At 70.5% G+C, this 21,610-nt stretch carries 17 protein-coding genes and 1 pseudogene; 12 read left to right on the top strand and 6 right to left on the bottom strand.

The window, feature by feature from the left end:
* Position 1: 1 nt before the first annotated feature.
* Complete coding sequence (locus tag AC1DB1_RS14310; protein WP_477201268.1) at positions 2 to 1,756, top strand: amylo-alpha-1,6-glucosidase; 1,755 nt, start codon at positions 2 to 4, stop codon at positions 1,754 to 1,756.
* A gap of 349 nt (positions 1,757 to 2,105) precedes the next feature.
* Here the strand turns inward: AC1DB1_RS14310 and AC1DB1_RS14305 are convergent, their stop codons facing one another.
* A complete protein-coding gene (locus tag AC1DB1_RS14305; RefSeq protein WP_271176127.1) occupies positions 2,106 to 2,783 on the bottom strand; it encodes a GntR family transcriptional regulator in 678 nt (225 codons plus the stop codon).
* A gap of 176 nt (positions 2,784 to 2,959) precedes the next feature.
* On the opposite strand from AC1DB1_RS14305, the gene AC1DB1_RS14300 reads away from it, so the two are divergent.
* The 11 genes from AC1DB1_RS14300 (at position 2,960) to AC1DB1_RS14250 (ending at position 16,458) form a co-directional block, all read left to right on the top strand.
* Positions 2,960 to 5,014: a beta-galactosidase gene (locus AC1DB1_RS14300; protein WP_477201267.1), complete on the top strand. Its 2,055-nt coding sequence runs from the start codon at positions 2,960 to 2,962 to the stop codon at positions 5,012 to 5,014.
* 54 nt (positions 5,015 to 5,068) lie between these two features.
* A complete protein-coding gene (gcvPA, locus tag AC1DB1_RS14295; protein WP_477201266.1) occupies positions 5,069 to 6,481 on the top strand; it encodes an aminomethyl-transferring glycine dehydrogenase subunit GcvPA in 1,413 nt (470 codons plus the stop codon).
* Positions 6,478 to 8,133: an aminomethyl-transferring glycine dehydrogenase subunit GcvPB gene (gcvPB, locus tag AC1DB1_RS14290; protein ID WP_477201265.1), complete on the top strand. Its 1,656-nt coding sequence runs from the start codon at positions 6,478 to 6,480 to the stop codon at positions 8,131 to 8,133. The genes gcvPA and gcvPB overlap by 4 nt, the downstream gene beginning before the upstream one ends.
* Entirely contained in the window at positions 8,134 to 9,312 is a 1,179-nt protein-coding gene (locus AC1DB1_RS14285) for an ATP-NAD kinase family protein (RefSeq protein ID WP_477201264.1), read from the top strand.
* A complete protein-coding gene (locus AC1DB1_RS14280) occupies positions 9,303 to 10,061 on the top strand; it encodes an SDR family NAD(P)-dependent oxidoreductase (protein ID WP_271176122.1) in 759 nt (252 codons plus the stop codon). The genes AC1DB1_RS14285 and AC1DB1_RS14280 overlap by 10 nt, the downstream gene beginning before the upstream one ends.
* A 134-nt stretch (positions 10,062 to 10,195) precedes the next feature.
* Complete coding sequence (locus tag AC1DB1_RS14275; RefSeq protein ID WP_477201263.1) at positions 10,196 to 10,990, top strand: thioesterase family protein; 795 nt, start codon at positions 10,196 to 10,198, stop codon at positions 10,988 to 10,990.
* Positions 10,991 to 11,127: 137 nt separating this feature from the next.
* Positions 11,128 to 11,496 carry a VOC family protein gene (locus tag AC1DB1_RS14270; protein ID WP_477201262.1) on the top strand — a complete coding sequence of 123 codons (369 nt, stop codon included), beginning with the start codon at positions 11,128 to 11,130 and terminating at the stop codon, positions 11,494 to 11,496.
* A gap of 166 nt (positions 11,497 to 11,662) precedes the next feature.
* Positions 11,663 to 13,096 (top strand): GAF domain-containing serine/threonine-protein kinase, encoded by a 1,434-nt coding sequence (locus tag AC1DB1_RS14265; RefSeq protein ID WP_271176119.1) that lies wholly within the window; start codon positions 11,663 to 11,665, stop codon positions 13,094 to 13,096.
* Between the two features lie 124 nt (positions 13,097 to 13,220).
* The gene (locus AC1DB1_RS14260) at positions 13,221 to 14,972 is read left to right on the top strand and encodes an MFS transporter (protein ID WP_477201261.1); all 1,752 of its coding nucleotides are present in this window, start codon (positions 13,221 to 13,223) and stop codon (positions 14,970 to 14,972) included.
* 15 nt (positions 14,973 to 14,987) lie between these two features.
* A complete protein-coding gene (locus AC1DB1_RS14255; RefSeq protein WP_271176117.1) occupies positions 14,988 to 15,458 on the top strand; it encodes a MarR family winged helix-turn-helix transcriptional regulator in 471 nt (156 codons plus the stop codon).
* 238 nt (positions 15,459 to 15,696) lie between these two features.
* Positions 15,697 to 16,458 (top strand): SDR family NAD(P)-dependent oxidoreductase, encoded by a 762-nt coding sequence (locus tag AC1DB1_RS14250; protein WP_477201260.1) that lies wholly within the window; start codon positions 15,697 to 15,699, stop codon positions 16,456 to 16,458.
* A gap of 113 nt (positions 16,459 to 16,571) precedes the next feature.
* Here the strand turns inward: AC1DB1_RS14250 and AC1DB1_RS14245 are convergent, their stop codons facing one another.
* From AC1DB1_RS14245 to AC1DB1_RS14225, 5 genes and pseudogenes are all read right to left on the bottom strand, one after another.
* Positions 16,572 to 17,414: a helix-turn-helix transcriptional regulator gene (locus AC1DB1_RS14245; RefSeq protein ID WP_477201259.1), complete on the bottom strand. Its 843-nt coding sequence runs from the start codon at positions 17,412 to 17,414 to the stop codon at positions 16,572 to 16,574.
* An 82-nt stretch (positions 17,415 to 17,496) separates the two neighbouring features.
* Positions 17,497 to 18,314 (bottom strand): annotated as a pseudogene (locus AC1DB1_RS14240) (siderophore-interacting protein).
* The gene (locus AC1DB1_RS14235; protein WP_477201258.1) at positions 18,311 to 19,123 is read right to left on the bottom strand and encodes an energy-coupling factor transporter transmembrane component T family protein; all 813 of its coding nucleotides are present in this window, start codon (positions 19,121 to 19,123) and stop codon (positions 18,311 to 18,313) included. The pseudogene AC1DB1_RS14240 and the gene AC1DB1_RS14235 overlap by 4 nt, the downstream one beginning before the upstream one ends.
* A complete protein-coding gene (locus AC1DB1_RS14230; RefSeq protein WP_477201257.1) occupies positions 19,120 to 20,862 on the bottom strand; it encodes an ABC transporter ATP-binding protein in 1,743 nt (580 codons plus the stop codon). Before AC1DB1_RS14230 ends, AC1DB1_RS14235 begins: the two co-directional genes overlap by 4 nt.
* A complete protein-coding gene (locus tag AC1DB1_RS14225; RefSeq protein WP_271176108.1) occupies positions 20,859 to 21,482 on the bottom strand; it encodes an ECF transporter S component in 624 nt (207 codons plus the stop codon). Before AC1DB1_RS14225 ends, AC1DB1_RS14230 begins: the two co-directional genes overlap by 4 nt.
* Between the last annotated feature and the right edge of the window lie 128 nt (positions 21,483 to 21,610).

Below are 21,610 nucleotides of genomic sequence, written 5' to 3'. Positions count from 1 at the left end.
AGTGCTCAGCGCAGCCGATCGGGCCGCGCGGTTCCTCGACCTCGAGAACGCACCGTTCACGCTGCCCGGGTCGCGCATCCTGGTACAGCGCGCTGACGGCGGAGTGACCGTGCGACTGGCCGAGTACGAGCGGCGCCTCGACGACTGCGTCGTCGTGCGGGAGCTGCGGGTCTTCGGGGCGGATGGTCGCCTGGCGGGGCTCGTCGACGTGCGTCCGGAGCGCATCGCGTTCGCCGGGGGAGTCTCGCTGACCTTCGACGGTCCGGATGCTCTCAGCATCGGCGGTGACGGACGATGGACGATCGAACTGACGGTGCCGGGCTCCGCGGAGCATCCGGCACTCGAGTCCGGTGCGTGGACGCCGGCGCTCCCCTCGGCGCCCGTCGCCGGATGGCGGACCTCCGGCGCCGACGACGTGCTGCTGCGCGATGCACCGGATGGCGGCACGGTCGTGCGGCTCTCCCTGGCGGGCGAGGACGCGCACGTGCGGATCGCCCTCGCGACGCCCGGCGCGCCCGCTGCTGCCGCTTCGCACAGCGCCGCGCTCGCCGCGACCACCCGCGTCTGGCACGACTGGTTCGAGCGCACGCCGTCGGTGCGGCCGGATCTCGCCGACCTCACCGCGTTCTGCTGGTGGGTGCTGGGCGCGAACATCGTCACCCTGCCCGGCCGCGGCGACGCGCGCGCCGTCGTGCCGTCGAAGATCGGCTACGTCGGCCTGTGGCAATGGGACGCCTACTTCATCGCAGCGGGGCTGCGCCACGGCGACCCCGAGCTCGCCCGCGAGCAGCTCGCCCTGGCGTTCGGCTTCCCGACGCCCGACGGGCAGCTGCCCGACGTGGTGCACGACGAGGGCGTGCTCGCGTCGAGCGACGACCTGCCGCCGGGTGACAGGGACAACCTGCGCCGGGCCGGCTCGGCGATCGCCGACCCGAGCGCGCCCATCCCGCTCACCAAGCCGCCGCTCGCGGCCTGGGCGCTTCGTGGGCTCGAGGGGCTGATCGACGATCCGGAATGGTTCGACGATGCCTGGCAGACCGTCGCCCGCAGCCAGGAGTGGTGGTTCGCCCACTCCGACCTCGACGGCGACGGGATGCCGGAGTACGGGCATCCGTATTCGTCCGGTCTCGATGACAGCCCGGTCTTCGACGGCGAGCTGCCTGTGGCGTCGCCGGATCTCGCCGGCTACCTGATCCTGCAGGACGACCTGCTCGCCTCCCACGCCCGCTCCATCGGTGATGCCGCGGCCGCCGAGCGTCACGCGCGCCGGGCCGAGCGCACGCTGGCGCTGCTGGAAGACATGTGGGACGACGACGCCGGGTTCTTCCGCTCGCGCGGCGCCGGCCACCCGCTGGCCGCCGAGACGGCCGTGAGCCTGCTTCCCCTGCTGACCGGACGCCTGCCCGGTCGCATCGTGTCCAGGATGCTGGAGGCCCTCGACGACCCGGACCGGTTCGCGACGCCGTGGGCGGTTCCGACGGTCGCGGCACGGGATGCCGAGTTCTCGGCCGAGCGGATGTGGCGTGGCCCCGTCTGGGTCAACGTCAACGCGCTCATCGCCGAAGGTCTCGCTGTCTCCGGCTACGCCGACCGCTCTCGCGAGCTCGTCGAGGCGACGCTGGCGCTCGTGCAGCATGGGGGCGGACCGCACGAGTACTTCAATCCGCTCACGGGCGAGAAGGCACGCACGGCCACGACGTCGTTCGGCTGGTCGGCCGCCCTCTACATCGACCTCGCGGTGCGCGCCTCGGGCTGACGCCCGGCCCCCGCGATTCGGGGCTCGGGGTGAAGCCCTTCCGTGAGAGTTGTCTGTGCAGCGCTGCGACCGAACCCCAGAATGTGAAATAATCGAAGGCAGAGCAAGGGACGACCCTCTGGAGACGGACAGTCGTTCTGGCCCCCGATTTGATTGCTACGGCACCCGGGGGCCGCTTCTCTTTAAGCCGTGATTTCAATCACTCGCCCGGCGAACGGCTCCGCGTAGTCGGTGCGCACTCCCGCGTGCGACTGATAGAGGGCGAACGAAACGACATCGGGCAGCGGACCCGTGCTCACAGAGGACCTCGGGGCTCACACGTAGGACCGGGCCGGGCCGGCCGGCCGGCTCAGCCCAGGCGCTCCCACGAGATGCCGGCGTCGGCGAGCAGGCGGCGCATCCCGTTGGTCCAGTTGGCGTCGAGCGCGGCCTTCGCGGCGGGCAGGTCGCCCGCGACCAGGTGGCGCGCGATGTCGGCGTGCTCCTTCGCACTGCGTTCCACCATGACGTCGTCGGAGACGAGCAGCGACTCGTACCGGTGGATGGCGCGGCGCACGCCGGCGATCTCGTCGAGGAGGCGCTTGTTGGGGCAGGCGCTGAGCATGAGGTTGTGCCACTCGTCGTCGCGGCGGTTGACGAGGGCGTGCTCGGCGACGTCGTCGTTGAACTCGGCGGCGAGGGCGGCGAGCTGCTCGCCCAGGCGGGCGAGTTCGTCGCGGGGGCTCAGGTCGAGCGCCAGGCTCTCGAGGGTGACGATGATCGGGCAGAGCTCCTCGAACTCGCGCGCGCTGAGCGGCACGAAACGGAAGCCCTTGCCGTTCTCGCTCTCGATCTGGCCTTCGCTCTCAAGGGCGATCAGAGCCTCGCGGAGGGGAGTGCGGCTCACGCCGAGCTCGGCGGCGAGCTGCACCTCGTTGATGCTCTCGCCGGGTCGCACGTCGCCGGCGCGCATTCTCGCGATGAGTTCTTCGCGCACCTGCGACCGCAGGTTCTTGCGCTCGATCACTGTGACCTCCTGGACGTTCATGCGTGGCCCCGCGGCCTGCCGGCGTCGCCAGCTTAGGGGTTGACCCTTCACCGGAATCGCTTTAGCGTTACTGTATACAGAATACAGTCGACGATTGACCGATGTAAAGCAACGCGCCGGGTCCGCTCGGCATCACCCGCACCATCCGCTCGACCAGCACCATCGCAAGGAGACCAGTGACGACCACCTCGCCGCGGAGCATCCGCCTCGACGCCCTCGCCTACGGAGCCGACTACAACCCGGACCAGTGGCCGGAGAGCGTCTGGCTCGAGGATGCGCGACTCATGGTCGAGGCCGGCGTCAACATCGTCACTCTTCCTGTCTTCTCGTGGCCGTTGCTCGAGCCGCGACCGGGCGAGTACGACTTCGCCGGGCTCGACCGCGTGATCGACCTCCTCTGGGAGCACGGGATCAGGATCGACCTGGCGACCGCCACGGCCACGCCTCCCGCGTGGCTGGTGCGAGCGAACCCCGAGGTGCTGCCGTGGAACGCCGACGGCGTGCGGCTCGAGTTCGGCTCCCGGCAGTCGTACTGCCCGAGCTCGCCGGTTTTCCGGGAGGCCGCTCTGCGTCTGACCCGGGCGCTCGCAGAACGCTACGGCGAGCATCCGGCGCTCGCGCTGTGGCATGTCTCGAACGAATACGGCGATCACGTCTCGCGCTGCTGGTGCCCGGAGTCGGCGCGGCACTTCCGCCGCTGGCTGCGCGACCGGTACGGCTCCATCGACGGGCTCAACGAGGCTTGGGGCACGAGCTGCTGGGGCCAGAACTACCTCGACTTCGAGCAGATCGAGCCGCCGCGCACCGCCACCGGTCCGATCAACCCGGCCGAACTCGTCGACTTCGAGCGGTTCTCGTCCGACGCCCTGCTCGAACTCTTCGAGGCCGAGATCGACGTGCTGCGCGAGGTCACCCCCGACATCGCCGTCACCACGAACTTCATGAGCCTGTTCCGCGAGCTGGACTACTGGGACTTCGCCGACGCCGAGGATCTCGTCACGGACGACGCATACCCCGACCCCGCCGATCCGGATGCCCACATCGGCGCCGCCCTCAACTACGGCCTCATGCGCTCTCTGAAGGACGGACGGCCGTGGCTGCTGCTCGAGCAGGCGCCGAGCGCGGTCAGCTGGCGCGACGTGAACGTGCCGAAGGCACCCGGCCAGATGCGGCTCGGCAGCATGCAGGCCCTCGCCCACGGCTCCGACGGCGTCATGTTCTTCCAGTGGCGGCAGGCGCGTTTCGGCCCGGAGAAGTTCCATTCCGCGATGCTCGGTCACCGTGGCGAGCGCAGCCGCAGCTTCCAGGAGACCGCAGCCCTCGGAGCCGAGCTGAAGGCGCTCGCCGCGATCAAGGACACCCGCGTGCGGGCATCCGTCGCCCTCGTCGCCGACTGGGACTCCTGGTGGGGCGTGACCGCGCCGGACTCGCTGCCGTCGCTCCGCCTCGACTGGCTGAAGGAGGCACGGGCCTGGCACGCGGCGGCGTTCGCGCTCGGCCAGCCGGTCGATGTGGCGCGCGCGGCCGGTCCGTTCGGCGACCACCGCGTGCTGCTGGTCCCCAACCTCTACGCCACGACCCCCGAGCAGGCGGATGCGCTGGCCGCCTTCGTCGCCGCCGGCGGCCAGCTGGTGGTCGGGCCGTTCTCCGGCGTGGTCGACCACCGCGAGCAGGTGCATCCCGGGGGAGCGCCCGGCCCGCTGCGCGGCCTGCTCGGTGTCGAGGTCGACGAATGGTGGCCGCTGGCCGACGGGCAGAACGGCGCGATCGAGCTCGGCGGCGAACGCCACGGCGTTCGCATGTGGAGCGAATGGCTCGAGGTCGCCGACGGCACCGACGTGCTCGCGACCTACGCCGACGGCGACCTGGCCGGGCGCGCGGCCGTGACTCGACGCGCATCCGGTGCGGGAGCGGCCTGGTACCTGGGCGCCGGCCTCGACGCCGACGGGATGCGCGCCGTGCTCGCCCAGGTGTTCGCAGCGGCCGGGGTGCACGTGGCCCCCGAGCTCGCCCGCGAAGCCGACACCGCGCTCGAGGTGGTCACGCGCACCGACGGCGTCACCGATTACACCTTCGTTCTCAACCACGGGCGGGATGACCGCACCGCGCCGCCCATCCCCGGCGGCCGCGACCTGCTCACCGGCGCCGACGCCGCCGACGGGCTGCCGCTCGGGCCGTTCGGCGTGGCCGTGGTGCAGCACCCCGCCCCTTCCAGGACGACCGGCGACTGACCCCGCCGCCCCGTCCGACCCACCGACCCATCCGCTAGCGACCGCGAGGCCACCATGACCCAACCCTTCGTCCACCCGTACGTGCCGAACACCGCACCCGAGTCCCGTCAGGCGATGCTCGACGCGGTCGGGGCGGAGTCCGTCGAGGAGTTCTACGCCGATGTCCCCGCCGACCTGCGCCTCGCGCGGCCGCTCGACCTCCCGGAGCCGCTCGTCGCAGAGCAGGATCTGGTGCGTCACGTCGGCGGCCTGCTGCGCCGCAACCGCGCGGTGGAGCCCGGCCGCCTCTTCCTCGGTGCCGGCACCTATCAGCACGCGGTCCCCGCGGTCGTCGACGAGGTCATCAACCGCAGCGAGTTCCTCACCGCGTACGCGGGGGAGCCGTACGAGGACCACGGCCGGTTCCAGGCGCTCTTCCAGTACCAGTCGCTGATGGGCGAACTGCTCAACCAGGACGTCGTCAACGTGCCCACCTACGACGGCTACCAGGCCGCCGCGACGTCGCTGGCGATGGCCGGCCGCATCACCGGCCGCCGCACGGTGCTGCTGGTGAGCGACGCCCACCCCGACAAGCTCTCCAAGGTGCGCGACTTCATCGCGCCGAGCATCGACCTCGTGCTGGTGCCGACGCTCGACGGCGTCGCCGACGTCTCCACGGCGACCGGGATGCTCGACGAGACCGTCGCGGCCATCTGGGTCGAGACCCCCAGCTACACCGGCGCTCTCGAGACGGCCCTCGCCGAGCTCTCCCGGGCCGCGCACGCGGTCGGCGCCATCGTGATCGTCGGCACCGACCCGATCGGGCTGGGAGTGCTCACCCCGCCCGCCGACCTCGGCGCCGACATCGTGCACGGAGACATCCAGTCGCTCGGCCTGCACCCCTGGTTCGGCGGCGCGCACGCCGGCTTCATCGCCGTTCACGACGACCCGCGGTTCGTCATGGAGATGCCGTCGCGCCTGTTCGGTCTCGCCTCCACGGACGTGCCGGGCGAGTACGGGTTCGGCGATGTCGCCTACGACCGCACCTCGTTCGCGCTCCGCGAAGAGGGTAAGGAATGGGTGGGCACCGCAGCAGCTCTCTGGGGCATCGCGGCCGGCGTCTACCTCGCCCTCATGGGGCCGCAGGGGATGGCCGAGCTGGGCGAGACCGTCCTCTCTCGCACCGCGTACGCGGCGCGCGTGCTCACCGCGCTGCCGGGCGTCGTGCTCGCCGACGGCGCGGCGCACTTCCGCGAGTTCGTCCTCGATGTGACGGATGCCCCGCTCACCGCACTCGCACTGGTGGCGGCCGGACGCGCATCCGGATTCGAGCCCGGGCTCGCCCTCGACGACGGGCGCCTGCTGGTGTGCGTCACCGAGCAGAACACCCAGAACGACATCGACGACCTCGCAGCCGTGCTCGGCGCGGCGCTCGCCGAGGCAGCATCCGCACAGCAGCCCGCACAGAACCAGGAGCAGAACGCATGAGCCTCCCCATCGCCCCCAAGCCGGCGCTGCGGCGTTTCCACCAGGCGCGCTGGGACGAGCCGATCGTCTTCGAGCTGCACGCTCCCGGTGAGCGCGGCGTGCTCGTCTCCCGTACGGAAGAAGGAGTGCGCGAGGCCGTCGGCGATGTGCTCGGCGCACTTCCCGCCTCGCTGCGCCGCGCAACCCCGCCTGCGCTGCCGGAGATCGGCCAGATGCGCGTGCTCAAGCACTACCTGCGCCTCAGCCAGGAGAACCTCGGCGCCGACCTCAACGTCGACGTCGGGCAGGGCACCTGCACCATGAAGTACGCGCCCAAGGTCAACGAGGCGATCATCCGCACCCCGGACCTCACCGAACTGCACCCGCTGCAAGACCAGGCGAGCGCGCAGGGCGTGCTCGAGATCATCTGGAGGACCGAGCGCATGCTCGCCGAGATCTCCGGCATGAGCCGCGTATCGCTGCAGACCAGCGGGGGTTCGGAGGCGATCTGGGCGAACATCTCGATGATCCGCGCCTACCACGCGTCACGCGGCGAGGCCGAGCAGCGCGACGAGGTGATCACGACGATCTTCTCCCACCCGTCGAACGCGGCGGCCGCGAAGGCAGCGGGCTACAAAGTCATCACCATCCACCCGGATGCGGACGGCTACCCTGATCTGGATGCCCTGCGGGCGGCGCTCTCGCCGCGCACGGCCGCCATCATGGTCACCAACCCCGAGGACACGGGCATCTACAACCCGCGCATCCGTGAATGGGTGGAACTGGCGCACGAGGTCGGCGCACTCGCGTCGTACGACCAGGCGAACGCCAACGGCATCCTCGGCGTCACCCGTGCCCGCGACGCCGGATTCGATGTCTGCCACTTCAACCTGCACAAGACGTTCGGCACACCGCACGGCTGCGGCGGACCCGGCTCGGGCGCGAACGCGGTCTCCGAGGCGCTGGCGCCATTCCTGCCCGGACCCGTCGTCGAACGTGTCGGCGACCGCTACGTGCTGGATGGGGACCGGCCGCAGTCCATCGGCTCCGTTGCACCGTTCTACGGGGTCATCCCGAACATCGTGCGCACCTACGCCTGGATCGCCGCGCTCGGAGCCGACGGACTGCGCGCCGTCGCCGAGACCGCCGTGCTGAACAACAACTATCTGATGAAGCGCATCCTCGAGATCCCGGGGGCGAGCGCTCCCTACGCGAACGGGCGACGCCGCATCGAACAGGTGCGCTACTCCTGGCAGGAGCTCTACGAGGAGACCGGCATCAGCTCCGAGGAGATCGGCGTGCGCGCCTCCGACTTCGGGATGCACTACTGGACGAGCCACCACCCGTACATCGTTCCTCAGCCGTTCACGCTCGAACCGACCGAGTCGTACTCGATGGCCGAGCTCGACGAGTACGCGGCGGTGCTGGCCGAGGTCGCCCGCGAGGCCCGCGAGACGCCGGAGGTCGTGCGCACGGCACCCCACAACCAGACCGTGCACCACACGCACCACGACGACCTGGACGACCCCGAGCGCTGGGCGGTGACCTGGCGTGCGTACCAGCGCAAGTACTTCGGCGCCGGGGCCGCCGGCGCGGAGGGCGTGGGTGCGCCCGCCGCCGGTGCCGCCGGTTCGTCCGGTTCGAGCGGTTCGGCCGAGGAGGCAGCGGCCTAGATGTCCACCGTCCGTCAGCTGCACCCGGCGATCGGGGTGGTCGTGAACCCCGTCGCCGGTGTCGGCGGGCCCGTCGGGCTCGTCGGCAGCGACGGCGAGGCCGTGCAGCGCGAGGCGTATGCGCGGGGCGCCCACGCGAGGGCGACCGACCGTGCCGCAGTGGCCCTCGCGGCGCTCGCAGCCGTGCGTCCGGAGCTCGAGGTGCTGACCGCGGCCGGCATGATGGGCGAGGACGTGGTGCGCGCATCCGGACTTCGACCACGCGTGGTCTACGCGCCGGCCGCGCCCGAAGCGACCACCGGCGACGACACGATGCGCGCTGTCGCGGCATTCGCGGCCGAGGGTGCCCGTCTGGTGCTCTTCGCCGGTGGCGACGGCACCGCGCGGGATGCCGCGAGCGGCCTGAGTCACGACGTCGCCCTGCTCGGGATCCCGGCCGGAGTGAAGATGTATTCCGGCTGCTTCGCGGTGGCGCCGATCGCGGCCGGAGCGCTGGCGGCCGAGTGGCAGACCGCCGGAGGGCTGCCGACGCGCGAGGCCGAGATCCTCGACCTCGACGAGACGCTCCTGCGCGCCGGGCGCCCCGACCCGCGGCTGTTCGCGCTCGTGCAGGTGCCTGCGTCGTCCGGCCGCACCCAGGCGCGCAAGGCGCCGACGCCGACGAGCGAGGCGGCCGCCGTGCGCTCCGCTGCGGCGGGAGCGGTCTCCTCCATGCAGCCCGGCGTCCGCTACCTGCTCGGACCCGGCGGCACGCTCGCCGCCGTGTCGCGTGAGCTGGGCATCCCGGGCACGCCGCTGGGGGTGGATGTCGTGCAAGACAGGCGGCTCGTCGCCCGCGACGTCTCCGAGTCACAGGCGCTCGACGCCGTCGCCGGCCATCCGGCCAAGGCCGTGGTCACGGTGATCGGCGGCCAGGGGTTCCTGCTCGGCCGCGGCAACCAGCAGCTCTCGTCCGACGTCGTCGCGGCTCTCGGCCCGGACCCCCTGCTCGTCGTGGCGACGGAGCAGAAACTCATCGATCTCGCCGGACGGCCGCTGCTGGTCGACACCGGTGACCCCGCCATCGACGCCCGCCTCGCCGGCCACCTCCGGGTGATCACCGGCTCGGCGTCGTCGAGCATCTACCCTGTCAGTGCCGCCAGTGCGGCCACCACCGAAGGAGCGCATCCATGCGTCTAGCCGACAAGTCCGCCATCGTCACCGGAGGAGCGGGAGGCATCGGCCGCGCCACCTCCCTCGCCTTCGCCGCAGAGGGGGCCCGCGTCGCCGTCGTCGACGTGGCGCCTGGCGCCGCAGAAGGGGTCGCCGACGAGATCCGCGCAGCGGGCGGCACCGCGATCGCCCTTACCGCTGACGTGTCGAACGAGGCGGACATCGAGCGCGTCGTCGCCGACACGGTCGCCGCGTTCGGCGGGGTCGACGTGGTCTTCAACAACGCCGGCATCATCCGCCGCACGACGGCGGTCGAAACGACAGCTGAGGAATGGGATCGCGTCTTCGGGGTGAACGTGAAGGGCATCTTCCTGATGTGCAAGCACGTCGTCCCCGTCATGGCGGCGAACGGCGGCGGCTCCATCGTGAACACCGGATCCGGCTGGGGTCTGAAAGGCGGAGGGCAGGCGATCTCGTACTGCGCGTCGAAGGGTGCGGTCGTGAACATGACGCGTGCCCTCGCGATCGATCACGGACCCCAGGGCATCCGGGTCAACTCGGTGAACCCGGGTGACGTGAACACCGGGATGCTCCGCGACGAGGCGCGTCAGCTCGGGCAGGAGGCCGGATCGTTCCTCGCGGAGGCCGCCGACCGCCCGCTGCAGCGCATGGGCGAGCCCGGCGAGATCGCGGCCGCCGTCGTCTGGCTCGCCAGCGACGAGTCGTCCTACGTCACGGGCTCCGCCCTCGTCGTCGACGGCGGCGGCATCGCCTGAGTGCTTCTCGTTGAGGGGCGGCAAATGCGCCTAAACACGCCGGTGGATCCTGCGTTTGCCACCCCTCAACGAAAGGACCTGCCGACGTATCCGGATGCGCGCACACGTCGCGTAGGTTCGATGCAGGAGGACTCATGACGATCACCCATCCGGGCGCCTACTTCGAGCGCGTCGGCCCCGCACGCTTCCATCCCACGCCGCACGCCGGAGGAGCGTGGGGAGACGCGGAGATCCACTTCAGCCCGCTGGGCGGTCTCATCGTGCACGCCATCGAGCAGTACGTCGCCGAGCATCACGGCGACGGTCTGCAACTCAGCAGGATCAGCTTCGACATCCTCGGCTTCCTCGCCGCGGAAGAGTGCGAAATCTCGGTCGAGACCATCCGGCCCGGGCGCACGATCCGGCTCATCGAGGCCACCGCGGTGATCGCGGGTCGAGCGGCCGTGCGGGCGCGGGCCTGGTACCTCGCGGCGTTCGACACCGCGAGCGTTGCCGGTGGCTCCGACGACCGGCTCCCGCCTCCGGATGATCTGCCCTCCGTGCCGCTGACGTCCGTGTGGCCCGGCGGCTACGTCGCGTCGGTGGATGTGCGTGCGGCCGGCCCTGCGCATCCGGGTCGTGGACAGGTGTGGCTCTCAACGGAGACCGCGCTCGTCGCCGGCGAGGACGTCGGCGCCCTCACGTCGTGGCTCACGCTGATCGACACGGCGAACGGCGTCGCCGTGCGGCGGCCACCGCAGGAGTGGATGTTCCCCAACGTCGATCTCACGATCCACCTGCACCGGCAGCCAGAGGGACGCTGGGTGGGAATGGACACCACCGTCACGTTCGGCCCGACCGGCCAGGGCGTGACCGCCACCGTGCTGCACGATCGGAGCGGACCGGTCGGCTACGCCCAGCAATCCCTCACGCTCCGCCCCCTCCCCTGAGGTTCCTCTCGTTGAAGGGCGGCGAACGCACCTAAAACCGCCGTTTTGGGTGCGTTCGCCGCCCCTCAACGAAAACCGTCCCCGACGAAAAGGTGCGGCACTGGCGCGTGTCGGAGGCTGGGCCTATCGTGCAGGCCATGATCGGAACCTTCGAGTCAATCATCATCGACTGCCCGGATCCTCGCGCTCTCGCCCGCTTCTATTCGCAGCTCCTCGGCCTGGAGATCGTCGGGTACGACGAGGACTGGGCCGAGATCGTGGAGGAGGGCGGAAGGCGACCCATCGTCGCCTTCCAGCAGGTCGCGGAATACAACCCGCCCCAGTGGCCGAGCCAGGCCGTGCCGCAGCAGATGCACATCGACGTCAGAATCGACACCGACTTCGAGACGGCCGAGGCCGCGGTGCTGGCGCTCGGCGCGACGAGTGCGGGGTCGGAGCATCCGACGTTCCGTGTCTACCGCGACCCGGCCGGGCATCCGTTCTGCCTGATCAAGCCCAACGACTGACGTCGCCGCTCTCACCGCCGACGCATGCGCGGGACGATTCCCTGCGTACACGGATGGCGAGCGGTGGTCTGCCTATGCACCATGCAGATCTCCCGGTCAACCCCCGATTCTGAGCTTGGAGATTGCGCCTGAATCGGCGACACTGACGGGAGAGAGATAGGTGACTATGGCTGCCGCCGCTGACGACGATGTCGTCTCCCAGGTATTCGCAGAGCGATACCGGTTCGATTCGGTCGTCGGGCGTGGCGGAATGGCGACCGTCTACCGCGCGTACGACGAGACGCTGGGGCGCCCGGTGGCGGTCAAGCTCTATCACGCGGCCGTCGGAGACTCCGGTCACCAGGAGGGCGAGCTCCAGGTCCTCGCCGGTCTCGACCATCACGGTCTGGTCCCGATGATCGACGCCGGGGTGGCTCGCGACGCGGGAGGCCGGACCCGGCGCTTCATCGTCATGCCTTTCGTGCATGGCAGCAATCTGCAGACCCGTCTCTTCGAAGCGCCTATCTCGGGTCGGCACATCGCGGAGATCGGCTACGACATGGCCGAGGTGCTGGATTACGTGCACGCACGCCGCGTCATCCACAGGGACATCAAGCCCTCGAACATCCTGCTCGTCGACTACGGCAACGGCTCGTCACGTGCGCGTGCGAAGCTGACCGACTTCGGCATCGCCCTGTTCGACGACATCGAACGGATGACGGCCGAGGGTCAGACCACCGGAACGGCCGCCTACCTGAGCCCCGAGCAGGCGAGCGGCGCCCCGGTCACGGCCGCCACCGACATCTACTCGCTCGGGCTCGTGCTCCTCGAATGCTTCACGCTGAAGAAGGAGTTCCCGGGAGGGATGGTGGAATCCGCCGTCGCGCGCCTGTCCCGCGACCCGCACATCCCCGACGAGCTGCCGACCCGCTGGCGCGAGCTCCTCACCGCGATGACGAGCCGCGACCCGGCAGCTCGGCCGGAGGCACGCGAGCTCGTCTCGGCGCTGAAGCAGATCGTCATCGCCGAGAGCGGTCGGCACAAGGAGGCGGAGACCCTCTTCCCGGTCGGAGGCAGGCCGGCGCTCGAGGTTCCCGCGCCGGACGCTCTCGACACCCTCCCGACCGAGGCCCTCTACCGCGCGACGGCCATGGCGGCCCGGATGCTCTCAGCACCGATCTCGATCGTCAGCGTCGTCGACCACGACCGCACCTGGTTCACGTCGCACTATGGAGCCGACGTCGCGCGCATCGCCCGCGAGGTCGACCTGTCCAAAGCGACCGTGCCCCAGGAGGAGCCCGTGATCGTCGAAGACGCGCGCAACGATCCTCGGGCCCAGGGGAGCCCATTGGTCGAGGGTCCGCTCGCGGTGCGCTTCTACGTGGGGGTGCCCCTGAAACGCGAGGACGGACAGACCATCGGAACCCTGTCGGTGCTGGATTTCGAGCCGGGAACGGCTTCGCCGTCGGACATCGCGAACCTGGAGGATCTCGCTGCGATCATCGTCGCCCAGCTCGAGCTCCGCCGCGAAGGCATGCGCAAGGCGGGAGACAGCAGCGGGAACATCCCGACCCCCGTGCCGGCGGCACTCGTGCTGCGGGAGACCCCGCTGAACGCCTGACCCTGGCTGACGACCGCGCTCGTCAGGCTCGTCTGGCCGCTTTTCGGAATCTCGTCGCGGTTATATAGTTAATGCATATAAAGCAACTATCGCTACCGACGTGAATTCAGAAGGACGCACTCCCTTGGCCCGCACCCGCTCCGGCATGTTCGACAAAGACCACCCGCACTACAAATGGGTGGCGCTCAGCAACACCACCCTCGGGATGCTCATGGCGACGATCAACTCGTCGATCGTCATCATCTCCCTGCCCGCCATCTTCACGGGCATCAAGCTGAACCCGCTGGAGCCGGGCAACGTCAGCTACCTTCTCTGGATGCTCATGGGCTACATGCTCGTGACCGCCGTGCTCGTCGTGATGTTCGGCCGGATGGGCGACCAGTACGGGCGCGTCAAGATCTACAACCTCGGGTTCGTCGTCTTCACCGTCGCCGCCATCGCGCTCTGCCTCGACCCGTTCACCGGAGGCCCTGCCGCCATGTGGCTGATCGCCTGGCGCTTCGTGCAGGGCATCGGCGGCGCCATGCTGTTCGCCAACTCGACCGCCATCCTCACCGACGCGTTCCCCGCCAACAAGCGCGGCTTCGCCCTCGGTCTCAACCAGGTCGCGGCCATCGCCGGCAGCTTCCTCGGTCTGATCATCGGCGGCGTCCTCGCTGAGATCGACTGGCGCGCGGTGTTCTTCGTGTCCGTGCCGTTCGGCATCATCGGAACGATCTGGTCGTACAAGTCGCTGCACGAGGTGGGCCAGAAGAACCCCGGACGCATCGACTGGCTGGGCAACGCGACGTTCGCCGTCGGCCTCATCGCCCTCCTCACCGGGATCACGTACGGCATCCAGCCCTATGGCGGCAGTTCGCAGGGCTGGGGCAACCCGTGGGTGCTCGGCGCGATCATCGGCGGCATCCTCCTGCTCGTCGCGTTCGTGTTCATCGAACTGCGGGTGAAGTCTCCGATGTTCGATATGCACTTGTTCCGCATCCGGTCGTTCTCGTCGGGGATCTTCGCCGGCTTCCTGGCGGCCATCGGGCGTGGTGGTCTGCAGTTCATGCTGATCATCTGGTTGCAGGGGATCTGGCTGCCGCTGCACGGCTACAGCTACGAGCAGACGCCGCTCTGGGCCGGCATCTACATGCTCCCGATCACGATCGGCTTCCTCATCGCGGGCCCGATCTCGGGCGCTCTCTCCGACCGCTTCGGCTCCCGGGCGTTCGCGACCACCGGCCTTCTGCTGGTCGCCGCGACATTCGTCGGGCTGCTGTTCATCCCGGTGAACTTCGAGTACTGGCAGTTCGCGGTGCTCACGGGGCTCAACGGAATCGGCTCCGGCCTCTTCTCCTCGCCGAACCGCACGTCGATCATGAACAGCGTGCCGGCCAACGAACGCGGGTCGGCATCCGGGATGGCGGGCGTCGCCCTGAACGCCGGAAGCTCGCTCTCGATCGGCATCTTCTTCTCGCTGATGATCGCCGGTCTATCGGTCGCCCTCCCGTCGGCGTTGACCAACGGCCTGTCCGCGCACGGGGTGCCCGCCAGTGTGGCCGCCGGCATCGGCAACACCCCGCCGGTCGGCAGCCTGTTCGCGGCCTTCCTCGGGTACAACCCGATCCAGAGTCTGCTCGAACCCACGGGCGTGCTCGCGAACCTCACCCACGCCAATGCGGCGACCCTCACCGGCAAGGAGTTCTTCCCCCAGCTGATCTCCGGGCCCTTCCACGACGGTCTCGTCGTGGTCTTCACCGCTGCCGCCATCATGTCGATCATCGGCGCTATCGCCTCATTCGCAGGCGGAGGCAAGTATGTTCATGAGGAGAAGGTCGCCGAGCGGGCGATCGCGGAATCGGAAGGCGAGGAAGTCGGTGCGGCTCGCGCGTAGCTCTCAGGAACGTCAATGGTGACGGGCGACGGGCGCCAGGCCCCGACCGGTCCGACCCTCTCGGAGGATGACGACCTCGCCGGGCGTCTGGCCCTCGCCGTCGGCCGGTTCAATCGCCGGCTGCGTTCGTCGACCGGCGACCTGAGCCACGGCCAGCTGTCCGCTCTTTCGACGATCGTGCGCCGGGGACCGCTGCGGCCCAGCGAGATCTCCGCGATCGAGGTCGTCGCGGCCCCGACCACCACGCGTGTCGTCTCCGACCTCGAGGCCCGTGGCCTGGTGAAGCGCGAACAAGATCCGGATGACGGCCGTTCGTTCTTCGTCTCCGGAACCGAGGCCGGCATCGAGCTGCTGCTCCGCGCCCGTTCGGATCGCGCCCGCGCGGTGCACGCCATCCTGGACGAGCTCACGCCCGAGCAGGCCGAGCTGCTGCGCCAGGCGCTGCCCGCGCTCGAGGCGGCGGCGCTGCTCAACGCCGACGCCTGACGCGCTGCGCGCCGTTGCGTGGCGTGGCGGCGAGTTGCGTCGAATGTGCGGTTGAGCGACCGCGCCGACGGCGTTTCGCCGCAACTCGATCCGCTCGAGGATGTCCGCCGTCGCAACCACGGATCGGCGGTCCCCGGATGAACGCGGCCTGAATGCCGTCGGCCATCCGGCGCACGCTGGAAGCCGACGGACGGTTCCGCGTCGCGCACTGCGACAGCCGCCCGCAGGGAAGGACCCCATGACTGCGCGCATCGCACTCATGACCGGCGGCAACCGAGGCCTCGGCCGCGCTACCGCCCTCGCCGTCGCCGAGAACGGCATCGACGTCATCATCACGTACCGCTCGCACGCCGAGGAGGCGGCCGCCGTCGTAGACGAGGTCCGCGCGCTCGGTCGCACGGCCGTCGCACTGCAGCTCGACACCTCCCGCGTCGTCGAGTTCCCCCCGTTCGCGACACAGCTGAGAGAGGTGCTGGCCGCCACCTGGCAGCGCGACACCTTCGACTACCTCGTGAACAACGCCGGCAGCGCGGCGCTCACCCCGCTCGGCCAGACCGACGAGGCCGCCTTCGACCAGATGGTCGACGTGCACTTCAAGGGCGTCTATTTCCTCACCCAGGAGCTCGAGCCGCTCCTCGCCGACAACGGCCGCGTCATCCTGACCTCGACCGGTCTCACCCGCTTCGTCGGCATCGGCCCGTACAGCATCTACGCGTCGGTCAAGGGCGCGGTGGAGGTGCTGACCCGCTACCTCGCCAAGCAGCTCGGGGCGCGCGGCATCACGGTGAACGCGGTCGCACCCGGGCCTGTGGCGACGGACTTCGGCGGCGGCCGCGTGCGCGACGACGCAGAGATGCGCACCGCGATGGGAAGCCAGACCGCGCTCGGCCGCGTCGGCGAGGCCGAGGACATCGGCCCGGTGACGGCGGCGCTGCTCGGTGACGGGATGAGCTGGGTCACCGGCCAGCGCATCGAGGCCTCGGGCGGCACGCTGCTCTAGGCCCTTCTCCCTCGCCGACCGTCGCCTCGGTTCGCGCGCACCTGCCGGAGCGCGATTACCTCAACGCCCGCGCGAGGCGGCTGGGAGGGTAGCGCGGCGCACCCCAGACAGATTCAGTGGGCGGCGAGGCGCTGGCGGCCGATCACCGAGAGCAGCTGGAGCTTGTCGGCGTCGGGACTGCCGGGCTTGGCCGTGAAGACGAGGAGCGCCTGACCCTGATCCGGGTCCTGAAGCACCTGGCAGTCGAGCTCGATCATCCCGACCTCCGGGTTCAGGATGCGCTTCGACGGCGGTCGGCGCAGCCCGATCCGGTGCTCGTTCCAGACGGGCGCGAAGTCGTCGGTCTCGGCCAGCAAGGCGTTCACGATCGCCTCGGCACGACCCCCGCTGCCCTCCTTCGAATAGGCGGCGCGCAGGTCGGCCGTGAAGAGCCGGGCGTGCATGGGGTGGTCGTCTTCCGGGTAGATCGCGCGCGCATCCGGATCGGTGAACCAGCGGTAGACCATGCTCCTGGCCATGCCGGTGTGCCGGGTCTCGTCGCCGAGGAGCGCGACGGCCGGCGGGGTCTGCAGCAGCGTCTCGCCGAGGCCGGACATGACCTGCGCGGGCGTGTCCTGCAGGCGGTCGAGGATGCGCAGCATCCCGGGGCTGACATGGTCGCTGCGCAGTGCCCTGGCCGGCGCGTTGTGCCCGGCCAGACGGAAGAGGTGACCCCGCTCGTCGCTGGTCAGATGCAGTCCGCGAGCGATCGCGGCGACCATCTGCTGCGACGGCTGCGGGCCGCGCTCCTGCTCGAGTCGCGTGTAGTAGTCGGCGGACATGCCGCTGAGCGCCGCGACCTCCTCACGGCGCAGGCCGGAGGTGCGGCGCCGGGGCCCGCGGGTCAGGCCGACGTCCTCGGGCTGCAGCGCCTCGCGCCGGGTGCGCAGGAAATCCGCCAGCTGTGCTCGATCCATCTCTCCAGTCTCGCCAGGGTTGCGGCAGCGTACAAGGGAGCGGTGATCCCCCTGTCCCTGAAATCACCTGACCCGAGGGAGGTCAGATGCGCCAGTATCCGCAGAACGTGATGCACGACTTCGGCACGCCGCGCGCGACCAGCGCTCGCCGCAGGCCCGTCACGAGCGCCTGCTCACCGACGACCCAGGCGTAGACGCCGCCAGTGCGAGCGTTCCGGGCACGGCATCCGTGCCCTCCCGGCTGAGCCAGCGCACCTCCACCCCCGGCGGTACGTCGAGCACGCGCCGATCGGCGTCGGAGCCGAGTTCGATCACGATAGTGCCGGTGATGTCGGGCGGCAGCTCGCGCGCGATGCCGACGATGGCGGGCAGTCCGGTCTCGTCGGAGGCGATGAGCACGTGCCGGGTGCCGCGCGGAGGATTCCACGTGACGCCCTGATCGAGCAGACCGACCGGATGCCCGGGCCTCGCCCCGAGCGCCCACTCGGACGCCACGCCGTACGGCGACATGCTCGGCGCCGTGCTGCTCGGGTGCTCGCCGCTGGCCGGCCCTCCCGGTGACTCGTGGATGACGAAGTCGACGTCGAGCTCGCGGTCGTCGGGACGGAACGCGAGCACGGTGTAGTTGCGCACGTACGGGCGTTCGTGCTCCGGGATGCGCAGCACCTCGGGCCACCAGCGGGCGTCCGCGGCCGATGGCAGCGTCGGTTCCCGCTCCGCGTCCTGCGGCAGGAACAGCCGGAACCACTGGTCGCGGCCCATCGCCTCGAAGTGCGCGAGGTCGTCGCCGCCCAGCGTGACGCGCACGAAGTCGGCACTGACCCGCTCGCTGCGCACGACCCGGAGGCGCAGGAGCTTCTGCACCCGCGGCAGGATGGCGTCCGGTTGCTGGCGGCTCATGCGTTCACCGCCGCCCCGAGCGCGAAGATGCCCGCCGACACGACCCAGAAGAGCACTACGAAGACGGTGTCGCGCACGCGCCAGAACGTCGGGTACCGCTCCGTGCGGGTCGGATGCGCGCCGAACGCGCGCGACTCCATCGCCAGCGACATACGCTCCGCGTGCCGGATGGACGACGCGAGCAGCGGCACCACCGCGGCGAACGCCCGGCTCGCGGCCGCGAACGGTCCGCGACCGCCGGCGACACCGCGCACGCGCTGCGCTTGCCGGATGAGCGCGAGTTCCGTGCCGAACCGCGGGATGAACCGGTAGGCGGCGATCGCGGTGTAGCCGATGCGGTAGGGAACGCGCAGCTGCTGCACGAGCGAGCGGGCGAGGTCGGGACCGGTCGTGGTGAGGCCGCCGATCAGGGCGAGGACCACCAGCGAGCCGAGGCGGAGCGACGTGGCCAGCCCGACCGCGAAGGCACCGGCGGTGTACGCGAAGTCGCCGATCATGAACAGGATGCGCTGGTCGGCGAGACGCGACGCATCGGTCCAGAAGCCGAAGCTGAGGGCCATCAGCAGGATGAGCGCCGGGAGCACGACCAGCAGGCCGATCACGATGCCCGCCCGCAGGCGCGCGCCGATCAGGATGACCACCACTCCGAGCACGACGAACAGCAGGGGAGTCACGACATCTCGGGTGAACAGCAGCACCGCCATCGCCGGGAGCACGGCGGCCACCTTGGCGAGCGGGTTCAGGTGGTGCAGGAAATGCGCGGGCGCGATCGGCGCGGCGCCGTACGGGTCGGCGCTGAGGAGGCTCATGCCGACACCGCCGCGCCCGGCAGGTCGGCGAGGCGTGTGATCGAGCGCCACTGCGGATGCGCGCGCAGCGCGGAGAACGTGCGCGCCAGCGGCGGGACGCGCAGCCCGGTGCTCTCCAGCAGCGGGGCGTCCGCGAGCAACGCGGACGTCCGGCCGAAGCTGCGCAACCGGCCGTCGGCGAGCACGGCGACGTGGCTGGCGAACTCGGCGACGAGCTGCAGGTCGTGGGTGACGATGATGACGGTCGTGCCGGCGGAGTTCAGCGCGGCGAGCATCCCGAGCAGCTCGGTCGCCCTGGCGCGATCCTGACCGAAGGTGGGCTCATCGAGCACCAGCACGGGTGCCCCGGCGATGAGGGCGGTGCCGACGGAGAGTCGTCGCTTCTGCCCGCCCGACAGGAGGAACGGGTGCGCGTCGCCGACGCCCGAGAGGTCGAGGGTCGCGAGCATCCGGTTCACGCGGTCGTCGATCTGCGTCGCGGGAACGCGACGTCGGCGCAGCCCGAAGGCGAGCTCGTCGGTGACGGTGTCGGCCACGAACTGATGCTCGGGGTTCTGGAAGACGAAGCCGACGGCTTCGCCGAGGTCGGCCGCCCGCGCTCGAGCCGGGTCGAGGCCGCCCACCTCGATCGTGCCCCGCGGCGGGCGGATGACACCTGCGATCGCCTGCACGAGCGTGGTCTTGCCGGCGCCGTTCGCTCCGACGATCGCCACGAAGTCGCCGCTCGCGATGTCGAGGGAGACGTCGTGGAGCACGGTCCTCCGGCCCCGTGTCAGGGTCAGGTTCCGCACGCGCACGGCCGGAGGCGGTGGGGGCTCCGGCGTGCTCGGCAGCGCGGGCAGTGAGGGCAGCGCAGGCAGCGCGGGCAGCGTGTCGAGACGGTCGAGCGCGTCGGTGAGCTCGACCGGGGTGAGCGGCAGCGGATCGATCACGACGCCGGCGTCGCGCAGCCGCAGGGCGGCGAGGGTGGCGGCGGGCAGCCAGACACCGAGCGCGAGGAGCTCCTGCGCACGCTCTCGCAGCACGGTCTGGGCTGGACCGACCGTCACGAGCCGTCCGGCGCCGTCGAGCACGGCGACCGTGTCGACCAGCTCGATCGCGGCATCGAGGTTGTGCTCCACCAGCACGATGCTGTGACGGCCGTCCGCGACGAGCGAGCGCAGCACGTCGTAGACCTCCTCGACGCCGGCCGGATCCAGGTTGGCGGTCGGTTCGTCGAGAACGAGTACGGGAACGTCGAGCGCAAGAGCGCAGGCGATCGCGAGTCGCTGCTTCGCGCCGCCGGACAGGATGTCGGGGTTGTCACCGCGACGTTCCCACAGGCCGACCGCACGCAGAGCGAGTTCGGCCCGCGCCGTCACCTCCGCCGCTTCGACCAGCAGGTTCTCGGGGCCGAAGCACACCTCGTCGAGCACCGTCGCCGTCACCAGCTGGGCGTCGGGGTCCTGGAAGACCATTCCGACCCGCTGCGCGAGCTCGGCGACCCGCGCATCCGCCGTCGCGACGCCGCCGACCACCACGCTGCCCTCCATCGTCGCCGGAACCGCGTGCGGCACCAGGCCGTTGAGCGCCAGCGCCAGTGTCGATTTTCCGCAGCCGCTCGGTCCGAGGACCAGCAGCACCTCGCCCGCGGCGAGCTCGAAGCTCACGCCATCCGGGGTCCAGTGCACGCCGCCCTCGTGGCGGATGCGCACACCGCGGGCCGCGAGCGCCGGCGGCCGATCGGTGGGGGTGGTCAACGGGTGGAGGTGCCCGCGCCGGAGTCGGCGTTGGTGGGGGCATCCGAGTCGGTGCTGCGGGGCTGCCGTGTACGCACGATCGGCAGCTGCAGGCCACGCCCGGCTCCGGTGCGGTCGAGTCCGGCGGCGACGGCGCGGCCCACCCAGGTGAAGAAGACCGGGCTCAGCACGAACAGCCCGATGTGCAGGACCTGCACCCAGGGCTGGCTCTGCTCCGCCCCCTGCGCGAGGTAGACACCGATGCCGAAGATGAGTCCTGCGATCGTGACGGCGACGTAGAACAGCCAGGCGCGCCAGTAGCGGTAGCGCGTGATCGCGAACGGGATCTCCTGCAGCAGGCCGATCGACCCGGCGGCCATCACGGCGGCGAAACCGATCGGCTGGAACGGCACCGAGACCAGCCCGGCGATGACCGAAGTGATGAGGGCGACGCCGCCGCGCCGCAGCAGAGCCTGGGCGATCACTCCCGGCAGGAAGTACACGCCGATGACCGCGCCGTAGAACATCGGGGCGGCAGCCGCCAGGGTGCCGGAGACGTAAGCGCTGATCGAGAACACGATGCCGCCTGCCACCCCGATGGCGGCGCAGGTGAGCAGGAGGCGGGTGCTGGTGTTCTTCATGGGCCTTTTCGCGTCGGACGACGGGCGTTACCACCTCAGCGTAGGCGAGGTTAGGTAACCCTTACAAGCGGATGCGGGGATCTGCGGTCTCTGCACAGCCGGCACGCCCGCTATGGACGCGGATCCGC

It is taken from the genome of Leifsonia sp. 10N434 (assembly GCF_056394405.1).
This window is presented reverse-complemented; position numbering and strand designations above follow the sequence as displayed.